The 13,583-nt window shown below is 66.6% G+C and carries 14 protein-coding genes; 11 read left to right on the top strand and 3 right to left on the bottom strand.

From position 1 onward, the window contains the following. Positions 1–43 precede the first annotated feature (43 nt). The 3 genes from aat to AC5P7E_RS18120 all read left to right on the top strand — a co-directional run bounded on the left by aat (position 44) and on the right by AC5P7E_RS18120 (position 1,673). Positions 44–784 (top strand): leucyl/phenylalanyl-tRNA--protein transferase, encoded by a 741-nt coding sequence (gene aat / locus AC5P7E_RS18130; RefSeq protein ID WP_032966047.1) that lies wholly within the window; start codon positions 44–46, stop codon positions 782–784. A gap of 86 nt (positions 785–870) precedes the next feature. Then, entirely contained in the window at positions 871–1,089 is a 219-nt protein-coding gene (infA, locus tag AC5P7E_RS18125) for a translation initiation factor IF-1 (RefSeq protein WP_005409596.1), read from the top strand. Positions 1,090–1,289: 200 nt separating this feature from the next. Next, entirely contained in the window at positions 1,290–1,673 is a 384-nt protein-coding gene (locus AC5P7E_RS18120; protein WP_032966709.1) for a hypothetical protein, read from the top strand. A gap of 78 nt (positions 1,674–1,751) precedes the next feature. Here the strand turns inward: AC5P7E_RS18120 and clpA are convergent, their stop codons facing one another. Then, positions 1,752–4,037: an ATP-dependent Clp protease ATP-binding subunit ClpA gene (gene clpA / locus AC5P7E_RS18115; protein ID WP_005409594.1), complete on the bottom strand. Its 2,286-nt coding sequence runs from the start codon at positions 4,035–4,037 to the stop codon at positions 1,752–1,754. A 138-nt stretch (positions 4,038–4,175) separates the two neighbouring features. Between clpA and AC5P7E_RS18110 the strand changes: the two genes are divergently transcribed. Continuing rightward, complete coding sequence (locus AC5P7E_RS18110) at positions 4,176–4,988, top strand: APH(6) family putative aminoglycoside O-phosphotransferase (protein WP_060380214.1); 813 nt, start codon at positions 4,176–4,178, stop codon at positions 4,986–4,988. A gap of 137 nt (positions 4,989–5,125) precedes the next feature. On the opposite strand, the gene clpS is transcribed toward AC5P7E_RS18110, so the two are convergent. Further along, on the bottom strand, positions 5,126–5,452 hold the full coding sequence (clpS, locus tag AC5P7E_RS18105) for an ATP-dependent Clp protease adapter ClpS (RefSeq protein ID WP_005409592.1): 327 nt from the start codon (positions 5,450–5,452) through the stop codon (positions 5,126–5,128). Positions 5,453–5,564: 112 nt separating this feature from the next. On the opposite strand from clpS, the gene AC5P7E_RS18100 reads away from it, so the two are divergent. The 7 genes from AC5P7E_RS18100 (at position 5,565) to AC5P7E_RS18070 (ending at position 10,560) form a co-directional block, all read left to right on the top strand. After that, positions 5,565–6,035 (top strand): hypothetical protein, encoded by a 471-nt coding sequence (locus AC5P7E_RS18100; RefSeq protein WP_114618419.1) that lies wholly within the window; start codon positions 5,565–5,567, stop codon positions 6,033–6,035. Between the two features lies 1 nt (position 6,036). Then, complete coding sequence (locus AC5P7E_RS18095; protein WP_005409590.1) at positions 6,037–6,498, top strand: NUDIX hydrolase; 462 nt, start codon at positions 6,037–6,039, stop codon at positions 6,496–6,498. Beyond that, positions 6,495–7,637 (top strand): tRNA 2-thiouridine(34) synthase MnmA, encoded by a 1,143-nt coding sequence (mnmA, locus tag AC5P7E_RS18090; protein WP_099497870.1) that lies wholly within the window; start codon positions 6,495–6,497, stop codon positions 7,635–7,637. Before AC5P7E_RS18095 ends, mnmA begins: the two co-directional genes overlap by 4 nt. Continuing rightward, positions 7,634–8,248 carry a high frequency lysogenization protein HflD gene (hflD, locus tag AC5P7E_RS18085; RefSeq protein ID WP_005413279.1) on the top strand — a complete coding sequence of 205 codons (615 nt, stop codon included), beginning with the start codon at positions 7,634–7,636 and terminating at the stop codon, positions 8,246–8,248. Before mnmA ends, hflD begins: the two co-directional genes overlap by 4 nt. A 163-nt stretch (positions 8,249–8,411) precedes the next feature. Then, positions 8,412–9,602: a methyl-accepting chemotaxis protein gene (locus tag AC5P7E_RS18080; RefSeq protein WP_005409587.1), complete on the top strand. Its 1,191-nt coding sequence runs from the start codon at positions 8,412–8,414 to the stop codon at positions 9,600–9,602. 98 nt (positions 9,603–9,700) lie between these two features. Beyond that, the gene (locus tag AC5P7E_RS18075) at positions 9,701–9,916 is read left to right on the top strand and encodes a hypothetical protein (RefSeq protein ID WP_032966708.1); all 216 of its coding nucleotides are present in this window, start codon (positions 9,701–9,703) and stop codon (positions 9,914–9,916) included. A 137-nt stretch (positions 9,917–10,053) separates the two neighbouring features. Continuing rightward, a complete protein-coding gene (locus AC5P7E_RS18070; protein WP_012480131.1) occupies positions 10,054–10,560 on the top strand; it encodes a hypothetical protein in 507 nt (168 codons plus the stop codon). A 142-nt stretch (positions 10,561–10,702) separates the two neighbouring features. On the opposite strand, the gene AC5P7E_RS18065 is transcribed toward AC5P7E_RS18070, so the two are convergent. Continuing rightward, the gene (locus AC5P7E_RS18065) at positions 10,703–13,462 is read right to left on the bottom strand and encodes a bifunctional diguanylate cyclase/phosphodiesterase (RefSeq protein ID WP_005409584.1); all 2,760 of its coding nucleotides are present in this window, start codon (positions 13,460–13,462) and stop codon (positions 10,703–10,705) included. Positions 13,463–13,583: the final 121 nt, after the last annotated feature.

Below are 13,583 nucleotides of genomic sequence, written 5' to 3'. Positions count from 1 at the left end.
GGTGCCAGACATCAGCGGTCACCACGGCGAATACAATGGCGGCATGACCCGCCAGCTGCCCTGGCGCCTGGCTGATGCGCCGGACGCCCCCTTTCCTCCAGCCGAGACCGCGCTGCGCCAGCCCGATGGCCTGCTCGCCGTCGGCGGTGACCTGCACCCGGTGCGCCTGCTCAATGCCTACGCTGGCGGCATCTTTCCGTGGTTCAGCGAGGGCGAGCCGATCCTGTGGTGGTCGCCGGACCCGCGCATGGTGTTCCGCACCGAGGGCGTGCATCTGTCCAGCCGGTTCCGCCGCCAGCTACGCAGCAGTACGTGGGAGGTCACCGCCGACACCGCCTTCAGCCGCGTGATGCGCGCCTGTGCGGCAGCACCGCGGCCCGGCCAGGACGGCACCTGGATCAGCCCGGCGATGGTCGAGGCCTACGGCCAGCTGCACGACCTGGGCTTCGCCCATTCGTTTGAAGTCTGGGACCGGCAGACCCTCGTCGGTGGCATCTACGGGGTGGCAATCGGGTCGATGTTCTTCGGCGAAAGCATGTTCAGTGGCGCCAGCGGCGGCTCCAAGATCGCCCTGGCCGCCCTGGCATCCACCCTGCATGGTTGGGGCTGGGAACTGATCGATGCCCAGGTGGAGAATCCGCACCTGCTGCGGATGGGCGCCGAGCACCTGCCGCGCGCGGAATTCCTGCAGCACGTGCGCCGCGCCGTGCGCGGTGACGGCCGGGAAGGCCCATGGACCCAGGCGGTTGGACGCTTGCCAGCACGGCGTTTGGCCGGGGGTTAACACAAACTTTGCAAGCTGGCGCCGTCACGCGTAAAATACCGCGCCTTAGGCCCAGCGTGGCCGTTTTCTGAACCGCACAGGACTACATGTCGAAAGACGATTCCATCGAGTTCGAGGGCACCGTCAGCGAGACGCTGCCGAACACCACTTTCCGCGTTCGCCTGGAAAATGGGCACGAAATCATTGCCCATATCTCCGGCCGCATGCGCAAGAACTACATCCGCATCCTCACCGGTGACCGGGTCAAGGTTGAAATGACCCCGTATGACCTGACCAAGGGTCGTATCACCTACCGCATGAAGTAAGCGGTCGGCGCCTGGCGCCACTCGACAAGGCCAGCCCTGGTTGCTGGCCTTTTGTCATGCCCGGAATCCGGCCCTGCCGGAGGTCACCATGACCGAGCTCACCGTGGCGTCGGTCAGCCCCGCTTGCGGCAGATTCGCGCCTGCAGCCGCCGCGGCATCGTGGGATCCGATCCAGTCCGGATCGCCACCCCCTCCCGATCATGAACGCCCTGCTCCCGCACGTCCTGCTGCCGGCAGTTCTGCTGGTCAGCCTCCCCCTGGCGGCATTCGCCGCTGAACCCAGCAAGCCCTCCAACGCGTCCGAGTGCATTGCCCTCGGCGCCAATCGCGATATCCGCCCCTCCAGCACGGAACGCGAGGTGCTGCTGCGCGACGGTGACAACCACTATCGGGTGCACCTGCAGAAGCGCTGCCTGGGCGCTGCCGCCTCGGCCAGCTATGTCTTCTTCACGCCCAGCACCCCTGAACGGATCTGCGGCGATGCCCGCAGCACACTGAAAACCGACAGCAACCACTGCACCGTGACCCGGATCGAACCGATCGATGCGGCGACCTTCAGGCGGCTGGCGCAGCAGGGGCGTTGAGTTGCAGTGCATGCGACAAGGGCGGCCGAAGCCGCCCTTGTCATTTCCAATCTTTCACGCCAAGCCTGCGGCGTCAGCTCATTCCACCGTGACCGGCAGCAGCCGCTCCGGCTCGGCCTGGGTCTCGACCACCAGCTCGTCGTCGCGCACGTCGATGCTGACCTTGCCGCCGTTGACCAGCTTGCCGAACAGCAGCTCGTCGGCCAGCGGACGCTTGATCTTGTCCTGGATCACGCGGGCCATCGGACGGGCACCCATCAGCGGGTCGAAACCATGGTGGGCCAGCCAGTCGCGCGCGGTCGGGGTGGCCGACAGGCTGACGTGCTTGTCCTGCAGCAGCATCTCCAGCTCGATCAGGAACTTGTCGACCACGCGCAGGATGTGCTCGAAGCCCAGCGCCTGGAACTGCACCACCGCGTCAAGACGGTTGCGGAATTCCGGGGTGAAGCTGCGGCGGATGGTCTCCATCGCGTCGGTGGCATGGTCCTGCTTGGTGAAGCCGATCGACCGCCGCGAGGCCTGCGCGGCGCCGGCATTGGTAGTCATCACCAGCACCACGTTCTTGAAGTTCGCTTCGCGACCGTTGGTATCGGTCAGCACACCGCGGTCCATCACCTGCAACAGGATGTTGAAGATGTCCGGATGCGCCTTCTCGATCTCATCCAGCAGCAGCACGCAATGCGGCGTCTTGACGATCTTCTCGGTCAGCAGGCCGCCCTGGTCGAAACCGACGTAGCCCGGAGGCGCGCCGATCAGGCGGCTGATCGAATGCGGCTCCATGTACTCGGACATGTCGAAGCGGACCAGCTCGATGCCCAGCTGCAACGCCAGCTGCTTGGTCACTTCGGTCTTGCCGACACCGGTCGGGCCGGCGAACAGGAAATTGCCGATCGGCTTTTCCGGGTTGCCCAGGCCCGAACGGGCCAGCTTGATCGCCGAGGACAGCGTCTCGATGGCCGGGTCCTGGCCGAAGATCACCATCTTCAGGTTGCGCTCCAGGTGCTGCAGCACATCCTTGTCGGTGGCACTGACCTGCTTGGCCGGGATCCGCGCCATCTTGGCCACGATCGCCTCGACCTCCTCGACGTCGATCAGCTCCTTGCGCTGCTCCTCGGGCAGCAGGCGCTGGCGGGCACCGGCCTCGTCGATCACGTCGATGGCCTTGTCCGGCAGCAGGCGGTCGCCGATGTGCTTCACCGACAGGTCCACTGCGGCCTGCAGGGCCTCGTCGGAGTAGGTCACACCGTGATGCAGCTCGTACTTGGACTTCAGGCCCTGCAGGATCTCGTAGGTCTCGCCCACCGTCGGCTCGACGATGTCGATCTTCTGGAAGCGGCGCGCCAGCGCGCGGTCCTTCTCGAAGATGCCGCGGTATTCCTGGAACGTGGTCGAGCCGATGCAGCGCAGCTCGCCCGACGCCAGCGCCGGCTTGATCAGGTTGGACGCATCCATGGTGCCGCCCGACGCCGAACCGGCACCGATGATGGTGTGGATCTCGTCGATGAACAGCACCGCGTTGGGCACCTTCTTCAGCGCGGTCAGCACGCTCTTCAGGCGCTTCTCGAAGTCGCCACGGTACTTGGTACCAGCCACCAGTGCGCCCAGGTCGAGCGAGTAGATCACCGCGTCGGCCAGCACGTCGGGCACCGAGCCTTCGATGATGCGGCGGGCCAGGCCCTCGGCGATGGCCGTCTTGCCTACGCCCGCCTCACCGACGTACAGCGGATTGTTCTTGCGGCGGCGGCAGAGGACCTGGATGGTGCGCTCGATCTCGTCGGCACGGCCGACCAGGGGGTCGATGCGACCTGCCCGGGCCTGGTCGTTGAGGTTGCTGGCGAATTCGGTCAGCGCATCCCCCTTGGGCTCGCCCTCCCCGCCTTCCATGCGGCTCTCGCCCTCCGGGGACGAAGACGACTGCTCGCCTTCATCGCCCAGCTTGGCGATGCCATGGGACAGGTAATTGACCACATCCAGCCGGGTCACATCCTGCTGGTTGAGGTAATAGACGGCGTGGGAGTCCTTTTCGCCGAAGATGGCGACCAGCACATTGGCGCCGGTGACCTCCTTCTTGCCCGAGGACTGCACGTGGTACACGGCCCGCTGCAGCACACGCTGGAAGCCCAGCGTCGGCTGGGTGTCGCGGCCATCGTCTTCCGCCAGGCGGGACACGGAGGCCTCGATGGCCTGCTCCAGCTCCTGGCGCAGGCGGTCGGCATCGGCACCACAGGCCTTCAGTACGGCCTGGGCTGACGGGTTGTCGAGCAGTGCCAGCAGCAGGTGTTCGACCGTCATGAACTCATGCCGGGCCTCACGGGCGCGCTTGTAGCACTGGCCGATGGTGTGTTCGAGGTCTTTGCTGAACATGGATTACTCCGGCGGCAGATGGGGACAATATGCGGCCTGACTACGCGATTTCCATCACCCTAGCGGATTGCTGCGTTCAGATGGCGTTAGCAGTACAGATCGCTTGATCTTCATTCACTCCAGGACAGCCCACACAGCATGAGCGAACCCTACCTGAGCCGCTGGCGATTGCGGCGTGATGGCCCGGCCCTCCGTACGCCTCACGCCCGGCTCTGGCCGGTGCTGACCGCTGCGGGCGAGCCAGCGATGCTGAAGATCAGCAGCGAGACCGAGGAGCAGAACAGTCATCGCCTGCTACGCTGGTGGAACGGCGATGGCGCCGCCCGCCTGCTGGCCCACGAGGGGCCTGCGATCCTGATCGAGCGTGCCCGCGGTGACTCGCTGCGGCAACGCTCGATCGAGGGCGACGATGACGCCTGCACCGCGATCCTGTGCCAGGTCCTGCAGCGGCTGCACCGGCCACGGAGCGCGCCGCCAGCGGAACTGGTCTGCCTGCGTACATGGTTCGCCGACCTGCTGCAGCCAAGGGCTGTGCTGCCGCCACTGCTGGAACAGTGCAGATCACTGGCGGAGGGGCTGCTGCATGACGAACAGGAGATCCGCCCGCTGCACGGCGACCTGCATCATGACAATGTGCTGGATTTCGGCCCGCGCGGCTGGTTGGCGATCGACCCGAAGCGACTGCTGGGGGACCGTGCGTTCGATTACACGACGATGTTCAGCAACCCGGACCTCTGTGGTCCGGGCATCCACGTTGCGACGCGGCCCGAGCGGTTTGCGATCCGCCTTGAGCAGGTCTGTGCGCTGGCCGAACTGGAACGCACACGCCTGCTGCGCTGGATCGCGGCCAGCACTGCGCTGTCGGCAGTGTGGTTCAGGGATGACGGCGACCCGGCCGATATCGACGAGACAGTCGCCCGGATGGCCCTGGAGGCGCTGGCGGAGAGGTGAGACCCGCGCTTGGCAGGTGCGCACCTTGGCGGGCACGCCCCATCCACGGTCGATACGGGCTTCTGCCTTGGTAGGTGCCCACCTTGGTGGGCACACCCATCCGGGATCGATGTGCCCGGACGAGAACCGGCAGCCGGTCAGGCCTTTTCCATCGTGCACAGCAGCGGGTGCTGGTTCATCCGCGAGTACTCGTTGACCTGGGCGACCTTGGTCTCGGCCACTTCGCGGGTGAACACCCCGCACACGCCGCGGCCGCGGGTATGGACGTGCAGCATCACCTGCGTGGCCTTGTCCAGGTCCATGCTGAAGAACTGCTGCAGCACATCCACCACGAAATCCATCGGGGTGTAGTCGTCATTGAGCAGCATCACCTGGTAGAACGGCGGCGGCGCCACTTCCGGGCGCGCGGCCTCTACGGCGACGCCGTGCTCGTGCTGGGAATCGGGGGAAGACTCATGGGGCATCGGGCCATTATAGAGGCTCGGGCGCGCCTGCGTCGGCCTGCCGCAGATTGGACGGCACGCACGCCCACCGTCACAATTGCACCCTCTCTCAACACTGTTTCACAGGATCTTCATGAAAAGGACCCTTCTCCCCGCCCTCCTGATCGCTCTGGCTGCCACCGGTTCCGCTGCCGCCGCAGACGCCGACAAGGCCGTGGCCCGCCATCTGGACAAGCTGGGCTACACCTACGAAGTCGATGAGGACGGCGACTACCGCATGGTCTTCGACGTCGAGGGTGACCGCACCCAGATGGTCTACGTGCGTTCGTCGGTGGAAGATTTCGGTACCCACAACATCCGCGAGATCTGGTCGCCGGCCTACAACGCGAAGACCAAGCAGTTCCCGGTGACCGTGGCCAACCGCCTGCTGGAAGATTCGCAGGATGCCAAGATGGGCGGCTGGGTAAAGCAGGACACCACCGCCATGTTCGTGGTCAAGATCGACGCCGATGCCACTGCCGACCAGCTCAGCGACGCCATCGATGCGGCCATCCGCACCGCCGACGCCATGGAGCTGGAACTGACCAAGAAGGACGAGTTCTGAGTTGAACGCCACGCCGGACCCGCGCTGGGCACCGCACGCCACCGTTGCCACGGTGGTGGTCGACGGCGGCCGCGTGCTGCTGGTTGAAGAGACCATCGATGGCCGGCAGGTGCTGAACCAGCCGGCCGGCCACCTCGAGCCGGGCGAAAGCCTGGCCGAGGCAGCCCTGCGCGAGACCCGCGAGGAAACCGGCTGGACGGTGCAGCTGACCCATTTCATCGGCTGCTACCAGTGGACTGCCGGCGACGGCACTGCCTTCCTGCGCTTCTGCTACGCGGCGCGCCCGGTCTCGCACGACCCGGCGCAGCCACTGGACACCGGCATCGACCGCGCGCTGTGGCTGACCCCGGCCGAACTGCAGGCCGCCGGCGAGCGCCAGCGCAGCCCGCTGGTCTGGCAGGTGGTGGCTGATTACCTGGGTGGCCAGCGCCATCCGCTTTCGCTGGTCCGGGAGGTCGCATGAGCACTCCGCGCGTGATGGTGGGCGTCTCCGGAGGTGTCGACTCTTCGGTCGCCGCCTGGCGCCTGGTACAGCAGGGCGAAGCCGTGGCCGGCCTGTTCATGCAGAACTGGGCCGACGACGGCAGCGGTGACTGCCGCGCCGAGGACGACCGCCGCGATGCGGTGGCTGTCTGCGGCCTGCTCGGCATCCCGTTCCACTTCCGCGATTTCTCCAGCGAGTACTGGCAGGGTGTGTTCGAGCACTTCCTGGCCGAGTACGCCGCCGGGCGCACCCCGAATCCGGACGTGCTGTGCAACCGCGAAGTGAAGTTCAAGCACTTCCTGGATGCCGCCCGCGAGCTGGGCGCCGAGCGCATCGCCACCGGCCACTATGCACGGGTGACCCAGCGCGGCCGCCAGTGGCTGCTGCTGCGCGGCGCCGACCGTTCCAAGGACCAGAGCTACTTCCTGCACCAGCTGGGCCAGGAGCAGCTGGCGGCCACCCTGTTCCCGATCGGCGACCTGGAAAAGACCGACCTGCGCCGGATCGCGCGTGACGTCAGCCTGCCGACCCACGCCAAGAAGGACTCCACCGGCATCTGCTTCATCGGCGAGCGTGACTTCCGCGAGTTCCTCGGCCGCTACCTGCCGGCCAGGCCCGGCCAGATCCTCGACCCGGCCGACGGCAGCGTGATCGCCGAACATCCGGGCGTGTTCTATTTCACCCTGGGCCAACGCGAGGGCCTGAACATCGGCGGCGTGCGTGGACGCCCGGCCGCGCCGTGGTACGTGGTCGGCAAGGATGTGGCCAGCAACGTGCTGTACGTGGACCAGGACCGCGACAGCAAGTGGATGCTGTCCGAGCGCCTGCGCTCGGAAACCGCGCACTGGATCGCCGGTTCGCCGCCGGCACGGCGCTTCGAATGCACCGCCCAGACCCGCTACCGCCAGCCCGATGAGCCGTGTACGGTCCAGGTGCTGGACGATGGCAGCGTGCTGGTCACCTTCGCGCGCCCGCAGCGCGCCGTTACCCCCGGTCAATCGCTGGTGCTGTATGACGGTGACGTGTGCCTGGGTGGCGCGGTGATCGCCGCCACCGATGCGCCGCTGGAGCAGCGCCTGCGCACCACCCCTTCCCCTTTTGAGGTAATCGCTGCATGAGTTTCACTGTCGACGACCGCGTCCTGGCCCTGGCCGGCATTGCCCAGGCCCTGCAGCAGGTACGCCGTATCGCCGATACCGGCCATTCCGACGCCGCCGCCGTGCGCACCGCCGTGGACAGCGTGTTCCGTGTCGATGCGTCCTCGCCGCAGGAGGTGTTCGGTGACCGCCATGCACTGAAGTCCGGCCTGCGCCTGCTGCACAACTACTTCCGCAGCCAGGGCCAGGACCCGATCCTGCCCAAGCTGGCCCTGTCGGTGCTGCAGCTGGAGCGTCGCTTCGTTCAGGATGGCGCCACCGTGAACAAGGTCGCCTCGGGCATCGAGCGCGCCCAGCGCCAGGCCACCGAACTGGGCGACAGCGGCCACCCGGACGTGCTGGCCAACCTGGGAGGCCTTTACGCCGACACCATCAGCCACCTCAAGCCGCGGGTCATGGTGCAGGGCAACCCGCACTACCTGGGCCAGGCTGGCGTGGTGGCCGAGATCCGCGCCCTGCTGCTGGCCGCGGTGCGCGCTGCGGTGCTGTGGCGGCAGCTGGGCGGCAGCTACTGGGACTTCCTGTTCAGCCGCAAGGCGATGATCGAGGCCGTGGACCGGCAGCTGGCCTGAGGGTGTGGGGTCGGATCCCTTTCCAGCACGGAAAGGGCTCTGACCCCGAAGCCGCCAAGGCGCCGGAAAACCGGCGCATTCAGAATGCACTTCGAGGCATATCGACGTTAAAGAGAAAGGGGGTACGGCCGATACATCCTCCGTGCACCTCCCGAGAACGTCCATGTACTCACGCATTTTCATCCGTCTGGCCGCCCCCCTGGCTCTGACCCTGCTGCTCCCCTTCGCCATCGGTTTCGAATGGCCGGCCGCCCTGCGCTGGGCGATCCTGACCACGATGACGCTGAGCTGGCTCGGCTTTGCGTGGTGGACCACCCGCGCCCAGGCACACCGTTCCCCGGAACACGCCCGTGTCCTGCGTGAGCAGGACCAGCTGCTGACCGAACTGCGCAATTTCGTCGGCAACGAGATCGAGGGTTCGCGCGGCGAAGTGGAACGCGCCCGTGACCTGATCCGCCAGGCCGTCTCCAGCCTCGGTGGCAGCTTCGATGCGATGAACCGCAAGTCTCGCCAGCAGAGCCAGGCCCTGTCGCGCATCGTCGACCGCGCCGGTGACGAAGGCAATGCCGGCCTCGACGTTGCCCGTTTCGCCCAGCACGCCAGCCACCGCATGGAACAGCTGGTCGAAGCGCTGGAACAGGTGAGCGGCCAGAGCAGCACCACCGTGCAGCACATCGACCAGATGGCGCAGCACCTTGATGGCATCTTCGCGCTGCTGGAGGACGTCAAGTCGATCGCCGACCAGACCAACCTGCTGGCCCTGAACGCTGCCATTGAAGCGGCACGTGCCGGTGAAGCCGGTCGTGGCTTCGCGGTGGTCGCCGACGAAGTGCGCAACCTGTCCGAGCGCTCGACCACCTTCAACGAGCAGATCCGCAAGCTGGCACACAGCTCCAAGGACGCCATCGCCAAGGTGCGCGAGACGGTCTCGCACATGGCCTCGCGTGACATGGACCGCTCCCGCGAAGCGCGCCAGGAAGCGGCGGCGATGCTCGACAACGTCGCGCAGATCAACGCCTCGCTGGGTGACGGCATGCGCGAAGTGTCCGAGTGCGCCCGTTCGATCGATGGCAGCGTAGCCGAAGCCGTGCGCGCCCTGCAGTTCGAAGACATCGCCACCCAAGCGCTGGGCGGCGTGCACACCCACCTGGACCGCCTGACCGCGATCAACCGCGAAGCGGTGGCCCTGCAGGAACTGCTGCACCGCAATGGCGGCGTATTCGACGAAGAGATCGCCACCGCCCTGCAGCGCACCGGCAGCCGCCTGCGCGAACTGCGCAGCGAATGGGAGCGCCCGCCGCACAAGCCGGTTGCCCAGCAGAGCATGGGCGCCGGCACCGTCGAGCTGTTCTGATCCTGATGTCCGCTGCCCTCGCCGGCAGCCCGCAAGGCCCCGGTTCGACCGGGGCCTTTGCCTGTAACCCGCCGTTGGATGCATCCTGTACCCGCACCATGACACTGATCCGCGCCCTGCCCTCTCTCACCGATACCGAGCGCCCGCGCAACGCGAGCGTGCGTGAGCAGCTGCAGCAGCTGGAGGATGTGGCACGCGAGGAGATCCGCGAACTGCAGCAGCTGGCGGACGCGCGCCCCGCCCCGTCGCGGGCGGACGAGGCACTGCTGGGACTGGCCTGGGACCTGGGGTTGGACGGGGAAGCGCTGAAGTAGATCCACGCCATGGGTGGACAGCTTTCATCCGCCGGTGTGACGCCTGGCCCTCGCCGCAACATCCACGCATGGCGTGGATCTACCGGGGTGGCGAAATCGTTGTGGCATGATCCACCGATCCCGTTCATGGAAGACCGATGGCCATCACCCTGATCGCACTCCTGCTGATCGAGACCGTCCTTCTGATGGCCTGGGTGGCCGGTTATTTCAGTTGGGGCATCACCCTGTTCAACGAACGCATCGCGGCGTCACCGGCCATGCAGGCCCGGCTCTCGCTGGGCAGCCTGGAACGTGACCTGCCGCAGGACAGATGGCTGCAATTGGCCTTCCATGCGCTGCCCGATGGCAGCATGGCGTTCCGCGAGAGCTTCGCGCCAAGCTTCGGCCTGCGCTACTTCCCGGTGATGCGCGGTCGCATCGTACTCAACGCGCGACGGCACGAAGTGCGGGTGATCGGCCTGTGCAGCTGGTTCGTGGCGATCCTGTCGCTGCTGCTGTTGCCGCTGGTGGCGATGCGCCCGATGGTGGCGCCCATGCTGCTGGTGCTGCCGCTGTTCCTGGCCAGCTATCTGGTCCAGAAGCGGCGCTATGCGGCCATTGTAGAAGCACTGCGCATGCAGCTGAGGGCGGATTTTCCGAGGTAGATCCACGCCATGCGTGGATGATCGAGAGGCACAGGCATCCGTGCCGACCAACGGTCGGCACCCACCAAAGCGGGTTGTGGTAGATCCACGCCATGCGTGGATGGACACAGCAGCCAGGGTCAGTTCCAACCAGTGCAGCTGATCACCGCACCAGCATCACTTCCCCACTGGCATCGGTGCGCAGCGAAACCGGCTGTGGCTGGCGCAGCCACTGCGCCAGGTCGCGCGGGCTGAGCGGGCGCGAGTACAGGTAGCCCTGGATCTCGTCGCAGCCCTGGCGGCGCAGCATGTCTTCTTCCTGGTGCGTTTCCACGCCCTCGGCCACCACCTTCATGCCCAGCGCATGCCCCAGGTGCACGATGGCCTGGGTCACTTCGGCCGTACCCGAATCGTGCAGCATGCCCTGCACGAAACTGCGGTCGATCTTCAGGCGCCCCACCGGGAAGCGGTTGAGGTAGTTGAGATTGGAGAAGCCGGTGCCGAAGTCATCCACCGCCAGCGGCACGCCGTGCCGTTCCAGCACGTCGAAGCAATGGCGCAGGATGTCGGTGTCACGGATCAATGCCGACTCGGTCAGTTCCAGCTCCAGCCGCTGCGGTGGCCAGCCATGGGCGTGGCAGATTTCGATCACGCGCTCGGCAAAGCCGCGGTCTCGCAGCTGTACCGCAGAAACATTCACCGCAATGCGGTCGAAACGCAGACCGGCACGGTCCCAGGCGGTTGCCTGGCGGCAGGCCTCATTCAGCACCCAGTCGCCGATCCGCACGATCTCGCCGCATTTTTCGGCAATGGGGATGAACTCGGCCGGACTGCAGTAGCCGATCCCGGGGCGGTGCCAGCGCAACAGTGCCTCGATCGCCGGCGGCTCGCCGTGGTGGGCGTGCAGCAGCGGCTGGTAGGCCAGGCTGAACTCTTCGCGCTCGATGGCGCCGTGCAGGGCATGCTCCAGCTCCAGCTTGCGCTGGATGCGGGCCAATGCGTCCTGGCTGTAGTACTGGTAGGTGTTGCGCCCCGCTTCCTTGGCCGCGTACATCGCGGCATCGGCGGCACGCAGCAATGAATCGAAATCGGTCTGTGCATCGCCCAGCATCGCGATGCCGACGCTGGCGCCGACCTTCAACGTGGTCTCGCCACGACGCAGTGGCTCGGCCAGCGAAGCGATCAGCTTGCGCGCGACGTGGCCGGCGTCTTCCGGCTCGGCCAGGTCGCGCAGTACCACGATGAATTCATCACCACTGAAGCGGCCGAACAGATCGTTGTTGCGCAGGTTCTGGTGCAGGCGCGTCGCAGCGGCCTTCAGCAGTGCATCACCGGTGGCGTGGCCGAAGCTGTCGTTGATGGTCTTGAAGCCATCCAGGTCGATGAACAGCATCGCCAGCGATGTGCCACGGTCACGTGCTTCTTCGATGGCCTCTGCCGTCTGCTCGCCGAGCAGCACGCGATTGGGCAGGCCGGTCAGCAGATCGTAGTGGGCCAGCAGTTCGATGCGCTCGTTGGCTTCGCGCTCGCGGGTGATGTCACGGAACAGCACCACGAAGCGCGGCGGCAGGCCGTCACGGCGGTCCAGCTCGATCAGCACCTGCACCCAGACGCGCAGGCCGGACTGGCGGTAGAAGCACAGGTCCAGCTGCTCGGGCAGCCCGCCGTTGGCGATGCGCGCCAACGCCGCTTCGAAGGCGTTGCGTGAGTCCTCGGTGTACAACGCCAGCGCCTGGTCGAGGGTGATCGGTTCCTTGCGCAGGCCGTGAATGCGATAGCACTCCTCGGTCCACTGCATGTGCCGGGTCTTCACCTCGATCTCGCAGCCGCCGATGCGGCCCAGCGCGGAGACGCGGTTGAGCAGCTCGGTGCGCCAGCGGATCAACGCGTCGGTCTGGTGCTGCTCGGTGATGTTCTGCACCTGTCCGAGCAGTCGCTTGGGCTGTCCGTCCATGTCCAGCAACGGCTGCATCCACAGCCGCAGGTGCTGCGACGGCTCATTGCCCCGGGTCAGTTCCAGTTCGAGATTGGCGGCACGGCCATCGCGCCACAACCGCCGCCACGCCGCACGCAATGCGCCACGTGAACGTGGGTGCAGCTGCTTCAGCCAGCGCCGCTGGCCGGGTACGGCGCCCTGCTCCAGCGCAAGCATCGAACGCAGCTCCGGCGACCACCAGAAATGACCACTGTTGGGGTCGAACGACCAGCTGCCCATGCTGGCGATGCGCTGGGCCTCGCTCAGGTGCAGCTGCTGTTCCTGCAGCAGCCCTTCCAGCTGCTTCTGCTGTTCGATATCGGTATGGGTACCGACCATGCGCAGCGGCTGGCCATCGGCGGTGCGCGCGACCACGCGGCCCCGGTCCAGTACCCAGCGCCACTGGCCATCGGCCTGGCGGAAACGGAACTGCGCGCTGTACTGCTCGCTCAAGCCACGCAGATGCTCTTCCAGTGCGGCCCGCACCTGGGCGATGTCCTCGCCGTGCACGCGGGCCAGCATCTCGGTGGCGGTTTCATCGCCCACTGCCGGGGTGCGCACCACACGGTCACTGGGAATGTCCCAGTCCCACAGGCTGTGGCCGGCACTGTCCAGCGCCAGCTCCCAGCGCCCACCGCCGCCGAGCGGCACCGGTTCGGGAATGCTCAGCGTGAAGGCCAGCAGGTTGCCGGCGCCATCGTGCACAGCGCGCAGGTGGCCATCGTAGTGCCCGTGCGGGCCACCCGGCAGCGTGCAGGCCACGATGCCGCCATCGGCAGCCATCAGGCGCAGATCTTCCAGCATCGGCGCATACGCAGCCACGGTGGCCGGCAGGCCATGCTCGCGCGCAGCCGGATTGGCCGCCAGCGGGCGACCCGTGCGGTCGACGATGACCAGCGCCGACGCAAGCGGGTGCTGCAGCAGGCTGGCGATGATCCCTTGGTCCACGCGATCTTGCTCCGGATGACACGCCCGTCAGCGGGGCACGCAGTGGTTAACGGCGCCTGCGGCGGATAATTGAGTGGTCAGGGCGCACCTGCGCGGTAAGATGGCCGGCGCCCCTTTCATC

The organism is Stenotrophomonas sp. YJH_SMC_25 (assembly GCF_059369595.1).
The sequence above is the reverse complement of the archived record's forward strand: the minus strand, read 5'-3'. Positions and strand labels throughout refer to the sequence as shown.